Source organism: Pseudomonas sp. dw_612 (assembly GCF_018449725.1).
Taxonomy (GTDB): Bacteria; Pseudomonadota; Gammaproteobacteria; order Pseudomonadales; family Pseudomonadaceae; genus Aquipseudomonas.
On sequence record NZ_JAAVVC010000014.1, the window covers coordinates 176,979 to 193,834 of the forward strand.

A 16,856-nucleotide genomic window follows, 5' to 3' on the forward strand; every position below is an offset into this window, starting at 1 on the left:
TCGGCGTCGCGCCTGATGGTGCGCGAGTTGGGTTTTATGCAGGCCACGCTGGCGGCGACGGACTATCCGCCGTCCTCCGTGCACACCCTCGTCGAACTCGGAAACCACGACTCGCTGACCGCCGTGGAACTGGTGGGCATGCTCGGCCTGGAGAAGTCCAGCGTCAGCCGCATGGTGCGCAAGCTCATCGAGGCGGGTGAGATCGAAGAAGTGCCGAATGAACAGGATGCACGCTCGAAAAAGCTGCAACTGACCGATCAGGGGCGGCACACCTTGCGCGCAGTGGACGCCTTTGCCACCCAGCGAGTCAGCGCGGCCATGACTCACTTGACCGAGGTGCAACAGCAGACCGTCAGTGCCGGTCTCGGTCATTACGCCGCTGCCTTGCGAACTCAGCGACTCGGTACAGACGCGCCCGCGGCGGCACTGGAGATTGCTCGGGGTTACCGCCCCGGCATCATCGGTCGCATGGTGGAAATGCACGCCCGTTACTACGCCCGGTACGCGAACTTCGGTCAGCCATTCGAAAGCCTGGTGGCTTCCGACATGGCCGAATTGATGGGGCGCCTGCACAACCCGCGCAACGAGGTGTGGGTGGCGCTGGATGGCGAGCGCATTGTCGGTTCGATCGCCATTGACGGCGAGGGCGAGGGCGAGGGCGGCGGCGCGGTGCTGCGCTGTTTCATTCTGGATGACAGCGCCCGGGGCAAAGGCGCCGGCAAACGTCTGTTGGCCGAGGCGATCAAGTTCTGTGACGAATGGGGTTTCCGAGAAACGCGGCTCTGGACGTTCAAGGGCCTGGATGCGGCGCGTAAATTGTATGAAGACGTGGGTTTCATCCTGGCGCAGGAGCAAGAGAGCGAACAGTGGGGTGGACGGATTACCGGGCAGTGGTTTGTGCGACCTGGGCCGGGCAATCCGTCAATCTGATCAGGTGCGTTACAAGCCCGTGTCGGGCGGCGTAATCCGCGCCAGCATCACCGTGTATTCTTCCGCTGCAATTTGACGAAACTTCATTTTTGTCACGGCCTGACGCGATATGTCTTCGTCATTGGGAAACAGGCGTTTGGCAGCCGTCTGCACGATGACATCCGGTGCCTCGATCAGTGGAAACGGACCACTGGCGGAAGGCTCCGTTGGCGGATCGAGCGCCCTCACCAGCAGGTAAATCGGCACGACGTCGGCCAGCCCCACGTCGATCAGTTGGGATGCGTTTTGTCCCAGATGCCGCCGCACGATGGCTTGAGAACCCAGGCGCAAGGTGAACCTGAACGGGAACCCGGTACGGATTGAAAGCAGGACCGGATCGGCTGCGGCCACCTGCTCGATTGAGTTGATGCCTTCTGACTCCAGCGTCGCCACCACCGGCAGTGTCACGCCTTCCAGGACCAGCAACTTGTCAGAACTGCCACCGTCCCTGTCCTCTGCGGTCAGTTGCGGGAAGCCGAGTCTGCGGATGACCTTCATCAGCGGATCGATGGGCAGGGTGCCCAAGGCAAAGGCGAGGGCTAGATGGGTCCCTTTCGGACCGGCACTCGCAATCACCAGGGCCAGGGGAATCGCCAGGAACAGGCGCAGGGCGTACCAATACACATCGGAAATGTTCAGTGATTTGCGCCGGATACCCAGCACGGAGTCACTGACGACAAACATGAAGGCCCCCGCCAGTGAACTAAGCAGCAGGGGACTATCCATATCTGGATAGATGCAAACCAGTTGTAGTGAGTGCAGGCAGGCCGGTTTCAGATAGTTGGAGGCATACAGGGCTGCCCCTGCATAAGCCATCGACAAAAGAATGGTGAAAGGAACAACAAACGGCACCAGCCCATATTGCTCATGGTAAATCCGAGCAAATAGACGCTCACATAACACTGGGTTTTTATCGGCGCAGGTTCTCCAATCCGGATCATCAGGCTTCAGCAACTTTTCATCTTCGAGGGAATGAATGAGGCTGGGCGACCAAAAGCGTTGCAGATAGGCCACCAAGGCGCCGCCTTTCAAACTGTTCTGGAATTCGCTGTATCGGGTAAACCAACCCAGGCTCAGAAAAATGATGAGCGGGGCGCCGCATAGCCCTGTTGTGAAAGCTCCCATTACCGCCACAAACAGCAGGATTTCACCGCTGAGCCCGGCTATGTACAGCATGAACAGCCATCCGAGAGCATTGATGGCCAACAAAATGCTGGTCAGGAACAGACACCGCCACCGAGGTCTCCAGTGGGATTCTTTGAGTAGAAAAGTTCTGCGCCTACCTTCCGTGGTCTTACTCATCGGTATTCTCCGAAAGTAAATAAATCCTGCCGCGTGCTTTGGCGATGCAGGTTGTAGTTAACAGGAAGGCAGAACGAGTGCACTACAGTGGTAACACTAGCAATAGAACTTGTTTAATCCAGAACGCTATCCGCCCAGGTTAGGTTGTTTTTGAATAAGGCCAATTTCGGATGGGAAGTCCGACCCTGGACTGTTTTTTTGAACTGACGCGATATATAAGCCCAAGAACCAAAGGTCCCCGGGCTTATCGATGCAATCAGCGACGATCCAGCCACACCGTCTGCGCATTACAGAACTCACGCACGCCGAAATGCGAGAGTTCACGACCAAACCCGCTTTTCTTCACGCCGCCGAAGGTGACGCGTGGGTCGCTGGCGCTGTAGCCATTGATGAATACACCGCCGGTTTCGAGTTCGTCAGCCATTTGCTTGGCCAGTTCGAGATTGCGGGTGTAGATCGTCGCCGTCAGCCCGAAGTCGCTGTCATTGGCCAGCGCCAGAGCATGGTCGGCATCCCGTGCGGTGATGATCGAAGCCACCGGGCCGAACAGTTCCTGCTTGAACGAGGTCATTTGGTCGGTGACGTTGCTGAACACGGTCGGCTCGTAGAAGTTGCCGGGGCCTTCGGCCTTTTGGCCGCCCAGCAGCAAAGTCGCGCCTTCTTCCAGGGTGTCGCGCACCTGTTGGTCCAGTTCATCACGCAGATCAAAACGGGCCATGGGTCCGATGTAGGTGTCGCTGGCCAGAGGATCGCCGACCACCAGTTGGCGCGTGGCTTCGACAAACTTGCGGGTGAATGCCTCGACCACGCCTTGCTCGACAATCAGGCGTTTGGCCGCTGCGCAGACTTGCCCGGTGTTCTGGTAACGGCCAATCACAGCGGCTTTGACAGCGTCGTCCAAGTCAGCATCGTTGAGCACAATGAACGGATCGGAACCACCGAGTTCCAGCACGCATTTCTTCAAGGCTGCACCGGCCTGGGCGCCGATGGCCATGCCGGCGCGCACACTGCCGGTGAGGGTCACGGCGGCGATACGCGGATCGGCAATCGCCGTGGACACGCCGTCCGGCGTGACGTTGATCACTTCAAACACACCTTCGGCAAACCCGGCGCGCTGAATGGCATCGCGCAACAGATAGGCGCAGCCCATCACGTTCGGGGCGTGCTTGAGGACATAAGTGTTGCCGGCGATCAATGCGGGGACGGCGCCGCGCAGCACCTGCCAGATCGGGAAGTTCCACGGCATCACCGCGAGAATCGGGCCCAACGGGCGGTATTCGATGCGCGCCTTGCCACCTTCAACCAGCGTCGGCTCGGCGGTCAGCATGGCGGGGCCATGTTCGGCGTACCACTCGCAGAGCTGCGCGCACTTTTCGATTTCACCCCGGGCCTGGGCGGTAGGCTTGCCCATTTCCAGGGTGATCATGCGCGCCAGTTTTTGCGCGTCATCGCGCAGCGCCTGAGCCAGGGCGACCAGCAATTGCGAACGCTGATTGACGGGCGTCCGGCGCCATACGGAGAAGCCGCTGGCGGCACGGGCGAGGGCGGCATCCAGTTCCGCGGCGGATTCAAAAGCATAGTGACCGATCTGCTCGCCATTGGTGGGGTTGATCGAAATGGCATGGGTGAGACTGGAAACCTGGTTCATGGCACCGTCCTGCTGGGTGGGGATGCGCTCAGGTTACGGGGGTGGTTGTTTTCTGGAAACTGAATAATACTGAGCCTATCGTTCACGTTTGGAGAATGACTTGGATCTGGTCCAGCTCGAGATTTTCAAGGCTGTCGCCGAGCACGGCAGCATCAGCGCGGCCGCTCAACACATCCACCGGGTACCGTCGAACCTGACGACGCGGATCAAGCAACTGGAACAGGATCTGGGCGTGGACCTGTTTATCCGCGAGAAAAGCCGCTTGCGCCTGTCACCGGCCGGATGGAGTTTTCTCGACTATGCCCGGCGCATCCTCGACCTGGTTCAGGAGGCCCGGGCGACGGTCGCGGGCGAAGAGCCGCAGGGATCGTTTCCCCTCGGTTCACTGGAAAGTACGGCGGCGGTGCGGATTCCGGAGTTGTTGGCCGCTTACAACCAGCAATACGCCAAGGTCGAGCTGGACCTGTCCACCGGGCCGTCCGGCACCATGATCGACGGCGTGCTGTCGGGCCGACTGGCTGCCGCGTTCGTCGATGGGCCGGTGCTGCACCCGGCGCTTGAAGGCGTGCCGGCGTTCGAGGAAGAAATGGTGCTGATCGCACCGCTCAACCACGCCCCGATCCACCGCGCGCAAGACGTCAACGGCGAGAACATCTACGCCTTCCGCGCCAATTGTTCGTATCGGCATCACTTCGAAAGCTGGTTCAGCCAGGACGCGTCAGTACCCGGCAAGATTTTCGAAATGGAGTCTTATCACGGCATGCTGGCCTGCGTCAGCGCCGGTGCAGGTTTGGCGCTGATGCCCCGCAGCATGCTTGAAAGCATGCCTGGCTGCACCACGGTGAGCATCTGGCCATTGTCGGAGTCTTTCCGTTATTTGCGCACCTGGCTGGTGTGGCGCCGAGGCACGGTGTCGCAGAGCCTGACCATGTTTGTGCGTTTGCTGGAGGCGCGTGGCGTGGTGCAGGCAGCAATATAAATGGCGTCAAAAAAGTGATATCTATTGGCCACCACCTTCGTTAGAGTACGCGCCGCCCGGGAGACGGATCCCGGGCGTTTACTAATGGAGTTACACCGTGAATTACCTCAGCAAAGTAGTCGCCATCGCTCTGTTCGGTCTGGTTTTGGCAGGTTGCACTGGCACCGCGATGAAGACCCAGCATTACGACAGCAGCCAATACACCGTCCTGGGCCACAGTGAAGCAACCGCCACCGGCATGCTGCTGTTCGGCTGCATCCCGATCAAACAGAACAACCGTTTTGTTCGCGCTCAAGACGCGGCGATCCTGGCCAAGGGCGGCGATGCCATGATCAACACCCAGGTGCAGGAAAACTGGTTCTGGGCCTACGTCCTGACCGGTTACACCACCAAGGTTTCGGGTGATGTGATCAAGCTGAACAAGGTTCAGTAAGCGACGATCCCTATCCTGTGGGAGCCGGGCTTGCTCGCTCCCACCAGGATGGCGCTGTACCCATCCTTCTACACCCCGAAGCATCGCAACATCTCCCTCCCGCTTAACTCGTGCACAACTCCCCCGTGGCGCGGATCAGCGCCAGCTCATGCAAGCGATCCTTCGTCAGGTTGACTCGAGCCTTGCCCAGCCAATTGGCGCAGTGCGGGTCATTGCGGTAGGGCAGGAAGTCGGCGTATTGCTGTAACAGACGATTTTGCAGCTCATCCAGACGTGGCCGGATCTGATTGGCGAGGTCCGGACGTGGCGTGTCAGGCGCCTTGCCGGCGGCGCGCCACTTGGCCAGTAATCCGTATTGCACCAGTTTGTTGGCTTCCATCTGCGCGGCGAGCAATTGGCCGACGTCTTGCGGGTCGAGTTTGCGGTCGGCTGCCAGCGTCTTGGCATTGGCGATGACTTGCGCTTCCCGGGCGCTGTCCTGGATCGGTTTGCCACTGTCCCACTTGGTCAGCGCCACCAGATCGCCGATGTTCAGGCGTTCATTCAAGGTCACCAGCAACGGTTGCAATGTCGCGGGTGCCGGGACGGGTGTGGCGGCCTGGACGCTGCCAATGAACAAGCCGAGGGCGGCGCAACCGAGCAGCCGTTGCGGTAAACGTAGCGGGGTGAACATAGACCCAACCTCTTCGCGGCTTAAAGCCGTTGTCTGCAGGTGTTTAATGGAGCGCAACAATCTAGCACCTGCGGACACGAAAAAGCCCGCACGAAGCGGGCTTTGGAATTTGAGTAGGTGGCCGGTGCTGGTCTCCGGCTTACGAGATTTATCAGGCCTCTCACAGCAAAGCGATGTGCTTTACTGCCTCACACGGCATAAGGGCTGGATCTCAGCGCGGAGATCTTTCTAACCGTGTACCCTTCGGAGCGCGCCCCACGCTTCCTCGCTATCCTCTTGCGCATCAGTCTGCGTCTTCACCTACCACTTCAGAATAGCCAAAAAGACCAAGGCCCGGGCCGGTCTTTTTAGATCGATTGTGCCCAAGCGAAAGCGCCGCAGGACGGAAAAACGCTATCGGCATTTGCGATCTCCCAACCGGTTCAGCTAGTATACGATTCATATACACTTCGTATCGGATGGATTTGTGGGAATCGTCAAAATTTCAGAAGACATGCACGAGAACCTGCGCGTCGCCAGCAATGCGCTGAGTCGCTCGATCAATGCCCAGGCCGAGCACTGGATGCGCATCGGGATGCTCGCCGAATTGCACCCCGATCTCGATCACAGTGACATCTGCCGTCTGCTGATCCGCGCCGAACAGGCCGGCGGCCTCGATTTGCAACAGGTGTGCGCACTCGCCGATGAGTCGTCAGCCACCGCAGGAGCCGCACAATGAACCGGGCAGTGAAGAACAGCGTCGTGATCAATGCCCCAGCGCAAATCGCCCAGTCTGGCGTGGCAGGTCAGTTGGCGGCCGAGGTGCTGGCGATGATTACGCCCCACGTCAAAGCCGGGGTCAGCTTGAACGAGCTCGATCGGCTCTGCCACGACCACATCGTCAATGTGCAGAAAGCCATTGCCGGCAATATCGGCTATCACGGCTTTCCGAAAACCGTGTGCATATCGGTCAACGAAGTGGTGTGTCACGGCATCCCTTCAGCCCAGGTGTTGAAGGACGGCGACATCGTCAACATCGATATTGCCGTGGTCAAGGATGGCTGGTTCGGCGACACCAGCCGCATGTACTTCGTCGGCGAACCGAGCCCGGAAGCACAACGACTGGTGCAGACCACCTATGAAGCAATGTGCGCCGGTATCCGCGTCGTTCGTCCCGGCGCAACGCTGGGCGATATTGGCCATGCGATCCAGAGCGTGGCCGAGCGCGACGGTTTCAGTGTGGTGCGCGAGTACTGCGGGCATGGCATCGGCAAGGTCTATCACGATGAGCCGCAGGTCCTGCATTACGGCTTTCCAGGCCAGGGCCTGACCCTGAAGGCCGGGATGATTTTCACCATTGAACCGATGCTCAACGCCGGCAAACGCCATGTGAAAACCCTGGCCGATGGCTGGACGGTGGTGACCAAGGATCTGTCGTTGTCGGCCCAGTGGGAGCACATGGTGGCGGTCACGGATGATGGCTTCGAAGTGTTGACGTCGTGGCCGGATCAGGTTGAAGGCTATGCGGCGCCGTAAACATTTTTCAAACACACCGCAGATTCCCTTGTGGGAGCGGGCTTGCTCGCGAAGGGGCCATGTCAGTCAATATTGATTTGCCTGACCCACCGCTTTCGCGAGCAAGCCCGCTCCCACAAATGTTTCAGGCAAAAAAAATGCCGCCGGTTAAGGCAGCAATAAAAAAAAGCACGCGTTGTATGACCTGAGTATTGACGGCGTCAGGTGACAGAATGATGACAATCAGTAGACTTGCGGCACGATCAGTTCCGGTGGCGTCGGGCTGCGGGAATAGTCTTCCTGGCGCACACGTTGCGGCAGCTCGATCGTTGGATGCGTTACCTCTTCATAGGGCATTTGCCCGAGCAGGTGGTTGATGCAGTTGAGGCGGGCCTTTTTCTTGTCGTCGGCTTGCACCACCCACCACGGCGCTTCGGCAATGTGGGTGCGTTCGAGCATGATTTCCTTGGCCTTGGTATAGGCCTCCCAGCGCCGACGGGACTCCAGGTCCATGGGGCTGAGCTTCCATTGCTTGAGCGGGTCATGGATGCGGCTGAGAAAGCGCAGGTTCTGTTCCTGGTCGGAAATCGAGAACCAGTATTTGATCAACTGAATGCCGGAGCGGGCGAGCATCCGCTCAAACTCGGGCACCGTGCGGAAGAACTCTTCGTACTGATCGTCATTGCAAAAGCCCATGACCTTTTCGACGCCGGCGCGGTTGTACCAACTGCGGTCGAACAGCACGATTTCCCCCGCGGCCGGCAAATGCGAAACGTAGCGCTGGAAGTACCACTGGGTTTGTTCGCGGTCATTCGGCGCGGGCAGGGCGGCGACGCGGCACACCCGTGGGTTGAGGCGCTGGGTAATGCGCTTGATCACGCCACCCTTGCCAGCGGCATCGCGGCCTTCGAACAGAATTACCACTTTGGCGCCGGTCTTGACCACCCAGCTTTGCAGCTTCACCAATTCGCCTTGCAGGCGGAACAGTTCGCTGAAATAGCGGCGGCGTTCGTCTTTCTCGCTGCCGTCGTTGACGTGGCCGTCGAACAGCTCATCGAGGTTGTGGCCGTCCTCCAGCAGTTCCAGCTCCAGCTCTTCGTCGCTGTGATCGAGCAGCTCGCGGTGGATTCGCTGCACAAGGGTGTCGTTGTTCGCAAGCATGGTGGGAAGCTCCCGTGGAAGTGGCGTTGACGATGGTATTCCGGGAGATATGACGAAGTGGTGACGAAAAGGCTGTAGGACATCAGATTGGCGGGTGTCATCTTCGTGTCACCTAACCCATGGCAAGCTCTTCGCAAACCGTCTTGAAGGCCCCGACTGCGGGCGACTGAATCTGCCAGGAATCCCTACCATGAAAGGAGACGCCTCTCTGTTTGCGGCCATTGACCTGGGGTCCAATGCGTTTCGCATGATGATTGGCCAGTCGGTCAAGCGGAACCAGCAGTTCGTCATCCAGGAAGTGAAAACCTTGCGTGAGCCGGTGCGTCTGGCCGAGGGGTTCCAGGGTGGAGCGCTGGACGAGTTGGCGCTGGATCGCGGTTGGCAGGCGCTCGCGCGATTTGGCAAGAAGTTGCGCGGTTTTGAATCGTGCCGGGTCAGGGCCGTGGCCACCAGCGCGGTGCGCGAAGCCGACAATGCTCAGTTGTTCCTGGCCAGCGCGGAACGGCATTTGGGGTTTCGGATCGACGTCATCTCCGGGCAGGAAGAAGCGCACCTGGTGTACGCCGGTGTGGCCCACACGTTGCCGGGTGAGGAGAGTCAGCGCCTGGTGGTGGACATTGGCGGCGGCTCCACCGAGTTGATTCTGGGCCGGGGTGTTCAGCCGTTGATGACACAAAGCATTGCCATCGGCAGCGGCACGTTCGGTTCACGCTACTTTCATGGCGGTCGCATCACCGCTCAGGCGCTGCTGGAAGCCGAGCGCGTCGCCTCGCTGGAATTTGAAAAAGTCGCCCGGCGTTATCGCGCGCTGGGTTGGCAGCAGACCATCGGCTCTTCAGGCACCGCGCGGATGCTGGCCAAAGTGCTCAAGGCCAACGGCCTGAACGACGATGGCCAAAACGGCATCACCTATGGCGGGTTGTTACGCCTGTCGCTGCGTCTGCTTGAAGTGGGGCATGTCAAACAACTCAAACTGGCCGGGTTGCAAACTCATAGGCTGAGCATTCTGCCCGGCGGCCTGGTGGTGATGCTGGCCGCGTTCAAGGTGTTTGGCATCTCGCACATGACGCCGTCCGAGCCGGGTTTACGGTTTGGGGTGATGCATGGGTTGATGAGTCAGCACTGACCGCCGACGGAACCCATCGTGGTGTCGGCTGCATAGTCCGTCCGTGTGTTGCCCTGGCGGTCGCGCAAGGCAAAGTGACTGATAAGCAGGCACAGACCCAAACCCAGCATATCCGCGACAAAATTCTGATACGCCGAGCTGAACGGAATGCCGTTTTCCCGTGGGTCGACGTACATCTCGTTGTACGCCGAGAGGAACAGCACAATGATCAAGCCGCCCCACGGACTCCACGGGATACCGGCCTTCAGCGCGTAAAGATTTTCCCGCCACGAGCGCTTGAAGAACCGCGACGGGAGCGTGACGTAGCCCAGCGTCAGCGCCGCGCAGAAGCCGTACAGGAAATGGCAGAAGTTGTAGCTCCAGCGGATGATGTTGAACGCGTTGAGCTGGACCAGCCAAAACGTGATGAAGATCGCCAGGCACAGCAGAAACGGGGTGTAGGTCGAGCGTTTGGTAAACAGCATTGAAGCTCCTTGAGGGGCATTGATCCGTTGGGTAATGCTACCGGAGTCAGGCCCCGTTTATCGCGGCTAAATGGAGCTGACGATACGCGTCGACCAGTTGATCCCGCGTGAACGCGAGATTGCGTCCGCTCGGATTCGGCAGGATCCAAACCGCCGCGCCTCCAAACGTCTGTGGCTGAAACCCCCACGCAATCGTCCGTTGGCCGGATAGCGCGCAGTAGGCTGCTTTACCGAGAAACGCCACAAAGCGTGGCGCATAGCGCGTGATCTTTTGTTCAAAGTCCCCGGCGGCAGCGGCGAATTCATGTTGTGACAGTTGATCCGCCCGCGCCGTGGGGCGGTCAACCACGGCGGTCAAGCCACACTGGTACTGCAAGAGCGTCCGGTCATCTTCCGGGCGCAGCTCTTCTGGCGTGAAGCCAGCCAGATGCAGCGTGCGCCAGAATCGATTGCCCCGGCCGGCAAAATGATGCCCCTGGGCTGCGGCGAGCATTCCCGGATTGATGCCGCAGAACACCACGGCCAGTTGCTCGGCCAGAATGTCGTCGAGTCCCACCTTAAAACCCCCTCATCCGCAGATTACGTTGACCGCATTGCGCGCCAGTTCCGTCAGTTCATCCCGGGATTTACCTGCCCGCGCGCGGATGGAAATGCTATGCAGCAGGGAAGAGGCGAGCACGGCAAGGGCGGCCGGGTCTGCGCCTTCTTTCAACTCGCCGGCGCTGACTGCGCTTTGTAGACGGGTTTCCAGATCGGCATCGAGCCGGCTGAGTCGATCGGAAAGGATGTCGCGAATTTCCTGATCCTCGACCGCTTCGGTCGTCGCCGTACCGATGGCAAAGCAGCCACGCGGTTGGCCTTCGCCAGAGAAATAAATCGATAACTGCCCTTCGTAAAAACGCATCAGCGCCTCGCACAAGGTCAGGCTGCTGTCCGTCAGCGCCTCGTGCATGGCCGCTGCGGCAAATTCCCAATATTGCTCAAGTGCCTTGATGTACAGCGCGTGTTTATCACCGAACGCCGCATAGAGGCTGGGGCGATTCATGCCGGCTGCGGTGGCGATGCTGTCCAGCGAAGCGCCGGAATAACCGGTATTCCAAAAAACGCCAAGCGCCTGCTGCAGCGCCGTTTGCGGGTCATACGCGCGAGGACGGCCGCGTCCTTTTCCTTCTGTGATCTTTTTTTGTGCCATGTCGTACAAAACTCTTGATGAGTGAGGGGTTCGTCGATATTCTTACATCATCGCACAAAATTAAGGAACCAAAAATTCCTTGGCTTCAGGTTTGTTGTAGCGGAGCTCGAACTGGGTGTTGCGGCGACGAAACAGGTGCGGCGGGGTGATCCCCCAGACCGCACACGGTATGGCTGTTTTTTATGGGTGCTATCCCCAATTTCCCGGTTATAGGTGCATTCGATCATGACTAAACAGTTCGACATCTCAGCGACACAGGCCATCGAGCATCCCGGCCCGGACCTGCCCATCAAGAAACCCCTGAAAGAAAAACTGCGGCCGTTTCTGATGATTGGTTTTCCGGTGCTTTTCGCAGTCGTCGGCTACGCGCATTACGTTGCTGGCGAACCTTACGTCAGCACCGATAACGCCTACGCCCGGATAGCGAAAGCCTCGATCAACGCACGCATTTCCGGGCAAGTCGTGGAAATCGCGGTCGAGGACAACCAACCGGTGCGCAAGGGCCAGGTGCTGTTTCGCATCGACCCGAAACCGTTGCAGATCGCGGTTGACCGTGCACAGGCTCAACTGAGCGTCGCGCGGCTGCGCATCGATGGCCTCAAGGCCAGCTACCGCCAGCAACAGGCCGAATTGCAATCGGCCAAAGAGTCCGCCGGTTTCGACCAAAAGGAATTTGCCCGCAAGAAAGCGCTGGTGGCGACCGAGTTCGTCTCCCGGGCCATTTATGAGCGCGCCGACACCGACCTCAAAGTCTCCCGGCAGCGCATCGCGTCGATCGAACAACAGATCGCCAGCACCGTGGTGGCGTTGAACGGCGACCCGAACATCGACGCCGACAATCACCCGACGGTGCATGAGGCCAGGGCCCAGCTCGACGAAGCGCAGCTCTATCTGTCGTACGCGACGGTATATGCGCCGGACGACGGCATCGTCGCTAAGGTCGATGATTTGCAAGTGGGCAACTACGTCAACAATGGCGCGCCAGCCTTTGCGTTGCTGTCCGGTCGTGAGGTGTGGATCGAAGCCAACTTCCGTGAAACCGACGTCACTCATATGCGCCCCGGCCAGGAAGCCACGATCAGCATCGACACTTATCCAGATCACGTTTTCAAGGCCCACGTCACCAGCATGAGCCCGGGGGCCGGCGCGGATTTCGCCCTGTTGCCACCGGAAAATGCCACCGGCAATTGGGTCAAGGTGGTGCAGCGGGTACCGGTGCGTCTTGAACTCGATGAAGCCGATCCGGCGCTGCCGCTGTTCTCCGGGACCAGCGCCACGGTCAAGGTCGATACCGGGTTTCGCTCGCCATGGTGGCGTCCACTGAAATCGTTGCTGACGGCGGGTAACTTCTGATGAACATGCGGACCTTAAGGTTCGCCGCGCTGCTCGCGACTTATATGCAGTCGGCGAACCTGCCCTTACCCAATGCAGTACTGCGCTTGATCCAGGGCAGTCTGTCGATGACCGACGACCAGGCGGGCTGGATCTTCACCTCGTACCTGGCAGCGAGCGCCATCACCTTGCCGATCGCGCAGTGGCTCGCCGGGCGTTATGGCTTGAAGCGGGTTTACCAAGTCGCGCTCGCTTGCTTCGTGCTTGGCCTGCTGCTGGTGACGCGAGCAACGACGCCGCTGGAATTCATCGGCGCGCGGATTGTTCAAGGACTGGCGAGTGGCGTGTTGGCACCGCTGTCGATGGCGATTGCGCTGGAGACTTTGCCACTGCCCAAGCGTGCGAAATTCGGCGCAACGTGGACGGCCATCGTACTGTTGGGCATCGTCAGTGGCCCGAGCATCGGTGGCTGGATTGGCGAGCACTTCGGCTGGCGCCCGATCTTCTACATCAGCTTGCCAGTGTCGGCGTTTATCTTCCTGGCGATGGCGCTGCTGCTCGCCGAAAAGAAAGCCGAGAAGCGCCCGTCGTTCGACTTCTTCGGCTTCGGCACCTTCACGCTGGGGTTGATCAGCCTGCAGATGTTGCTCGATCGCGGTGAGCGCCTGGACTGGTTTGCCTCGACCGAAATCTGGCTCGAAGCACTGGGCTGTGCGCTGGGGTTCTACCTGTTCGCGGTGCATGTGCTGACCGCGAAGGTGCATTTCCTCAACAAGCGTTTGTTCGACGACCGCAACTTCGTGTTGTCGACGCTGATCTTTTTCGCGGTGGGTTTTGTGCTGCTGTCGACCATGGCCCTGACCTCGCCGATGCTCGATGAGATTCTCGGCTACCCGCCTGACACCACGGGCGCCCTGACGATTCCGCGCGGCATCGGGCTGGTCGGCGCGTTCCTGTTGATGGGCCGGGTTCCCGAGCGTTTCGACCGTCGACTGTTTGTCGCGGCGGGCGTGGCCCTGGTGATTTATGCCAACTGGATGATGCTCGGTTATTCGCCGTTGATGGACTGGTCGCCGGTGGCAGTTGCCGGTGCGGTTCAGGGTGTTGGTATCGGCATCTTGATGCCGGCGCTGACCAAGGTTGCGTTCAGCACCCTCGACCCGGCGCTGCGCCCGGAAGGCACGGGGCTGTTCAATTTGTCCCGGGTCTACGGCAGCACCCTCGGCGTGGCGATTGTGCAGCTGTTTTTCTTCAACAACACCCAGGCGATGCACCTGGCGCTGGTCAGCAACATAACGCCGTATCGCGCCGCGATGCCGTCGCTGCAAGCGTTGGCGGGACTCAACGAAATGATCACCGGCCAGGCGGCATTTATCGCAGTGGTCGACCAATTCAAGATTTTGATGGTGGTGATGCTGGTGGCGAGCCCACTGGTTTTGTTTCTTCGCAAACCCGTTCCGACCTACTAACTTGTCGTGGAGTGTGCCCAATGAAATCTCATGCGCTTTTCCTCAACAGACACGCGTTCCCAAGGATGGTCGGTGCGATGTCGTTTATGGTGTTCCTGTCCGCGTGCACCGTCGGCCCGGACTTTAAAACGCCTGCGGCCAGCGAGTCGCAGCACTATGACCAACAGGCCGAGCAGCAACTCGCTCAAAACATCGGCTACGGCAAGAAAATCAACGGCGATTGGTGGACGGCGTTCCGTTCGCCGAAACTCGACGCGCTGGTGCGTCGGGCCATCGACGGCAATCTTGAACTGGTCGCGGCGGACGCCACCATTCGCCAAGCCGCGTCCTCAGTCGCGGCGGCGGAAGGGGCGCTTTATCCGCAGGTGGATTTTGGCGCTCAGGCCGGTCGTCAACGTACGCATAACGGGCCCGAGCCGAGCGTCTCCAACTTCTACGCGATCGGGCCACGGGTCGGTTTCGACCTTGATGCGTTCGGCGGCAACAAGCGTCTGGTCGAACAACAGCAAGCGTTTACACAGTTGCAGAAACATCGCTACGAAGCGGCGTACCTGACCTTGACCGGTGATGTCGCCAGCCAGGCGTTGTTGCTGGCGTCTGCCAACGCGCAGATGCAAGCGGTTGAAAAACTGCTGGCCAACGACCGCAAAAACCTCGAACTGGTGCGGGCGGCGCACGCCAGTGGCGCTACCACGCAAATCGACGTGTCGCTGGCCGAGACGCGGCTGGCTCAGGACCGCACGCTGTTGCCGCCCCTCGCACAGCAGCGCGATTCGGCACGGCATGCGCTGTCGATCCTGACCGGCAAAGGCCCGGCAGACTGGATCGCGCCTGAGTTCGAACTGGCCGAGTTTGCCTTGCCGTCCAACGTACCGGTCAGTTTGCCTTCTGAAATGGCGCGCAACCGGCCGGATGTCTTGCAAGCCGAAGCCGAACTGCACATGGCCAGCGTAGCGGTGGGGGTCGCGACCGCCAACCTCTATCCGCATGTCGAGCTTTCGGCCTCACTGGCGCAAGCGGCTTCCGGCAATGGCGGTGCCGCGCTGTGGGGTTTCGCGGCGGGGCTGACGGCGCCGATTTTCAATGGCGGCACCCTCAAGGCTGAACGTCAGGCCGCCGTCGATGGCTACCAGGCGTCGCTCGCCGGCTACCAGCAGACGGTTATCCAGTCGTTCGGCCAGGTCGCGGACACCCTGCAAGCGATCAATCATGACGCCGAGCAATACCTCGCCCAAGAGGATGCGTTACGCGCCGCCGACACGAGTTTTCGCTTGAACCAGCAAGCCTATGCCCAAGGTGAAAACAGCATTCTGCAAGTGCTGGAAGCGGAGCGTGCCTATGAGCAGGCCTTGCTCGGGCAGATCCGCGTGAAAACGGCGCAGTACCTCGACACGGTGCGGTTGTACGTGGCACTCGGCGGCAATTCCGTTGGTGTGTTCGAGCAGAAAGTGGCGTCTGGCGAAGCCCCCAAACATTCGTATCAATAACGGCTGCGGCCCCAAGTTGTGGAGTAAAGACATGTCCTATGAAGCCTTTCACGATGGACTTCGCGATACCAGATTTGCGCTGAATCACGGCGCGGTCGAGATGCCGGCCGTGGGATTTGGCACGCTGTTCAAGGATCTCTCCGTCACCACCCAAGCGGTCAGGGATGCACTGTCCGCCGGGTTTCGCCATTTCGATTGCGCCGAGCGTTATCGCAACGAAGAGAGGGTCGGCGTTGCGATAAATGAAGTGCTGGAGGCGGGCACGATCCGTCGCGAAGAGTTGTTCATCACCACAAAACTGTGGAACACCAACCACCGTTCCGAGCGCGTCGAACCCGCTTTTGAAGCCAGTTGCCGACGCCTGCAGGTTGACTACATTGATTGCTACCTGATCCATACGCCGTTTGCTTTTCAACCCGGCGACAACCAGGACCCGAGGGATGCGTTTGGGCATGTGCTCTACGATTCAGGCGTGACGTTGATCGAAACGTGGCGGGCGCTTGAACGCCTGGTGGATGAAGGCCGCTGCAAGTCGATTGGCTTGTCCGATATCACGTTGGAGGCGTTGAAAGAGATCGTGGCCGCGGCCCGGATCAAACCTGCGGTGGTGCAAGTTGAATCCCATCCGTATCTGCCGGAATGGGAACTGCTGGAGTTTTGTAAAGAACACGGGATCATCGTCCTGGCGTTTGCGCCACTGGGCCATGGTATGGAGCCGAAAGTCCTCGAAGACGCGGTGATCACCGGCATCGCCCAGCGCTTGCAAAAGACCCCGGCGCAGGTGGCGTTGGCCTGGTCGGTACAGCGCGGTGTGGCGTTCCTGACCACGTCGGCCACACCGAGTCATATCCAGGAAAACATCGATATTGAAACCTTGCCCCAAAGGGCCATGCGTGAGATCAAAGAAGACATCACGACCCGAGTGCGCTTCAACTCGGTGGTGGAAACCGGCGTGCCGGGGTTTATTGCGCGCAAGAAGCCCGAGTAAACCCGGTCACCTGAACTGACACCGACCCTGTGGGAGCGGGCTTGCTCGCGAAGGCGGCGTACCAGTCGACAAAAATGTTGCCTGACACACTGCCTTCGCGAGCAAGCCCGCTCCCACAATAAATCACCCCTTTTTTTGG

The 16,856-nt window shown here is 59.6% G+C and carries 17 protein-coding genes; 10 read left to right on the forward strand and 7 right to left on the reverse strand.

Going from position 1 to position 16,856, the window contains the following annotated elements; all coding sequences use genetic code 11:
* The first annotated feature begins 15 nt into the window (after positions 1-15).
* Positions 16-930, forward strand: coding sequence for a bifunctional helix-turn-helix transcriptional regulator/GNAT family N-acetyltransferase (locus HB680_RS21235; protein ID WP_213940471.1), 915 nt, complete (start codon positions 16-18; stop codon positions 928-930).
* Positions 931-939: 9 nt separating this feature from the next.
* Here the strand turns inward: HB680_RS21235 and HB680_RS21240 are convergent, their stop codons facing one another.
* Together HB680_RS21240 and HB680_RS21245 are read right to left on the reverse strand one after the other, a co-directional pair.
* On the reverse strand, positions 940-2,271 hold the full coding sequence (locus HB680_RS21240; protein ID WP_213940450.1) for a hypothetical protein: 1,332 nt from the start codon (positions 2,269-2,271) through the stop codon (positions 940-942).
* A 256-nt stretch (positions 2,272-2,527) separates the two neighbouring features.
* On the reverse strand, positions 2,528-3,919 hold the full coding sequence (locus HB680_RS21245; RefSeq protein WP_213940451.1) for an aldehyde dehydrogenase family protein: 1,392 nt from the start codon (positions 3,917-3,919) through the stop codon (positions 2,528-2,530).
* A 100-nt stretch (positions 3,920-4,019) separates the two neighbouring features.
* Between HB680_RS21245 and HB680_RS21250 the strand changes: the two genes are divergently transcribed.
* Together HB680_RS21250 and HB680_RS21255 are read left to right on the forward strand one after the other, a co-directional pair.
* A complete protein-coding gene (locus HB680_RS21250) occupies positions 4,020-4,898 on the forward strand; it encodes a LysR family transcriptional regulator (protein ID WP_213940452.1) in 879 nt (292 codons plus the stop codon).
* 97 nt (positions 4,899-4,995) lie between these two features.
* Complete coding sequence (locus tag HB680_RS21255; protein ID WP_213940453.1) at positions 4,996-5,331, forward strand: hypothetical protein; 336 nt, start codon at positions 4,996-4,998, stop codon at positions 5,329-5,331.
* 103 nt (positions 5,332-5,434) lie between these two features.
* Here the strand turns inward: HB680_RS21255 and HB680_RS21260 are convergent, their stop codons facing one another.
* Positions 5,435-6,004: a chorismate mutase gene (locus HB680_RS21260; RefSeq protein WP_213940454.1), complete on the reverse strand. Its 570-nt coding sequence runs from the start codon at positions 6,002-6,004 to the stop codon at positions 5,435-5,437.
* A 466-nt stretch (positions 6,005-6,470) separates the two neighbouring features.
* On the opposite strand from HB680_RS21260, the gene HB680_RS21265 reads away from it, so the two are divergent.
* Together HB680_RS21265 and map are read left to right on the forward strand one after the other, a co-directional pair.
* Complete coding sequence (locus HB680_RS21265; RefSeq protein ID WP_213940455.1) at positions 6,471-6,722, forward strand: ParD-like family protein; 252 nt, start codon at positions 6,471-6,473, stop codon at positions 6,720-6,722.
* 8 nt (positions 6,723-6,730) lie between these two features.
* Complete coding sequence (map, locus tag HB680_RS21270; protein WP_213940472.1) at positions 6,731-7,519, forward strand: type I methionyl aminopeptidase; 789 nt, start codon at positions 6,731-6,733, stop codon at positions 7,517-7,519.
* A gap of 222 nt (positions 7,520-7,741) precedes the next feature.
* Here map and ppk2 read toward each other — a convergent pair whose 3' ends face one another.
* A complete protein-coding gene (ppk2, locus tag HB680_RS21275) occupies positions 7,742-8,659 on the reverse strand; it encodes a polyphosphate kinase 2 (protein WP_213940456.1) in 918 nt (305 codons plus the stop codon).
* Positions 8,660-8,849: 190 nt separating this feature from the next.
* Here ppk2 and HB680_RS21280 point away from each other — a divergent pair, with 190 nt between their 5' ends.
* Positions 8,850-9,785, forward strand: a complete 936-nt coding sequence (locus HB680_RS21280) for a Ppx/GppA family phosphatase (RefSeq protein WP_213940457.1) — start codon at positions 8,850-8,852, stop codon at positions 9,783-9,785.
* Here HB680_RS21280 and HB680_RS21285 read toward each other — a convergent pair.
* The 3 genes from HB680_RS21285 to HB680_RS21295 are packed head-to-tail and all read right to left on the reverse strand — an operon-like array spanning position 9,776 to position 11,441.
* A complete protein-coding gene (locus HB680_RS21285) occupies positions 9,776-10,249 on the reverse strand; it encodes a hypothetical protein (protein WP_213940458.1) in 474 nt (157 codons plus the stop codon). The two genes, HB680_RS21280 and HB680_RS21285, sit on opposite strands and share 10 nt — an antisense overlap.
* A gap of 46 nt (positions 10,250-10,295) precedes the next feature.
* The gene (mug, locus tag HB680_RS21290; protein WP_213940459.1) at positions 10,296-10,805 is read right to left on the reverse strand and encodes a G/U mismatch-specific DNA glycosylase; all 510 of its coding nucleotides are present in this window, start codon (positions 10,803-10,805) and stop codon (positions 10,296-10,298) included.
* Positions 10,806-10,817: 12 nt separating this feature from the next.
* Positions 10,818-11,441 carry a TetR/AcrR family transcriptional regulator gene (locus tag HB680_RS21295; protein WP_213940460.1) on the reverse strand — a complete coding sequence of 208 codons (624 nt, stop codon included), beginning with the start codon at positions 11,439-11,441 and terminating at the stop codon, positions 10,818-10,820.
* Positions 11,442-11,666: 225 nt separating this feature from the next.
* Here HB680_RS21295 and HB680_RS21300 point away from each other — a divergent pair, with 225 nt between their 5' ends.
* Genes HB680_RS21300 through HB680_RS21315 form a run of 4 tightly spaced genes read left to right on the forward strand, consistent with a single transcriptional unit; the run spans position 11,667 to position 16,717 of the window.
* Complete coding sequence (locus HB680_RS21300; RefSeq protein WP_213940461.1) at positions 11,667-12,794, forward strand: HlyD family secretion protein; 1,128 nt, start codon at positions 11,667-11,669, stop codon at positions 12,792-12,794.
* Positions 12,794-14,242: a DHA2 family efflux MFS transporter permease subunit gene (locus HB680_RS21305; protein WP_213940462.1), complete on the forward strand. Its 1,449-nt coding sequence runs from the start codon at positions 12,794-12,796 to the stop codon at positions 14,240-14,242. The genes HB680_RS21300 and HB680_RS21305 overlap by 1 nt, the downstream gene beginning before the upstream one ends.
* Before the next feature lie 20 nt (positions 14,243-14,262).
* Complete coding sequence (locus tag HB680_RS21310) at positions 14,263-15,729, forward strand: efflux transporter outer membrane subunit (protein WP_213940463.1); 1,467 nt, start codon at positions 14,263-14,265, stop codon at positions 15,727-15,729.
* A gap of 31 nt (positions 15,730-15,760) precedes the next feature.
* Positions 15,761-16,717 carry an aldo/keto reductase gene (locus HB680_RS21315; RefSeq protein WP_213940464.1) on the forward strand — a complete coding sequence of 319 codons (957 nt, stop codon included), beginning with the start codon at positions 15,761-15,763 and terminating at the stop codon, positions 16,715-16,717.
* Positions 16,718-16,856 lie beyond the last annotated feature (139 nt).

Excerpts from the sequence above, each read along its gene's own strand:
- HB680_RS21260 (WP_213940454.1), bottom strand. The coding sequence starts at position 6,004 with ATGTTCACCCCGCTACGTTTACCGCAACGGCTGCTCGGTTGCGCCGCC.
- HB680_RS21235 (WP_213940471.1), top strand. The coding sequence starts at position 16 with ATGGTGCGCGAGTTGGGTTTTATGCAGGCCACGCTGGCGGCGACGGAC.
- ppk2 (WP_213940456.1), bottom strand. The coding sequence starts at position 8,659 with ATGCTTGCGAACAACGACACCCTTGTGCAGCGAATCCACCGCGAGCTG.
- HB680_RS21240 (WP_213940450.1), bottom strand. The coding sequence starts at position 2,271 with ATGAGTAAGACCACGGAAGGTAGGCGCAGAACTTTTCTACTCAAAGAA.
- HB680_RS21315 (WP_213940464.1), top strand. The coding sequence starts at position 15,761 with ATGTCCTATGAAGCCTTTCACGATGGACTTCGCGATACCAGATTTGCG.
- HB680_RS21245 (WP_213940451.1), bottom strand. The coding sequence starts at position 3,919 with ATGAACCAGGTTTCCAGTCTCACCCATGCCATTTCGATCAACCCCACC.
- HB680_RS21295 (WP_213940460.1), bottom strand. The coding sequence starts at position 11,441 with ATGGCACAAAAAAAGATCACAGAAGGAAAAGGACGCGGCCGTCCTCGC.
- HB680_RS21285 (WP_213940458.1), bottom strand. The coding sequence starts at position 10,249 with ATGCTGTTTACCAAACGCTCGACCTACACCCCGTTTCTGCTGTGCCTG.
- HB680_RS21305 (WP_213940462.1), top strand. The coding sequence starts at position 12,794 with ATGAACATGCGGACCTTAAGGTTCGCCGCGCTGCTCGCGACTTATATG.
- HB680_RS21300 (WP_213940461.1), top strand. The coding sequence starts at position 11,667 with ATGACTAAACAGTTCGACATCTCAGCGACACAGGCCATCGAGCATCCC.
- HB680_RS21280 (WP_213940457.1), top strand. The coding sequence starts at position 8,850 with ATGAAAGGAGACGCCTCTCTGTTTGCGGCCATTGACCTGGGGTCCAAT.
- HB680_RS21310 (WP_213940463.1), top strand. The coding sequence starts at position 14,263 with ATGAAATCTCATGCGCTTTTCCTCAACAGACACGCGTTCCCAAGGATG.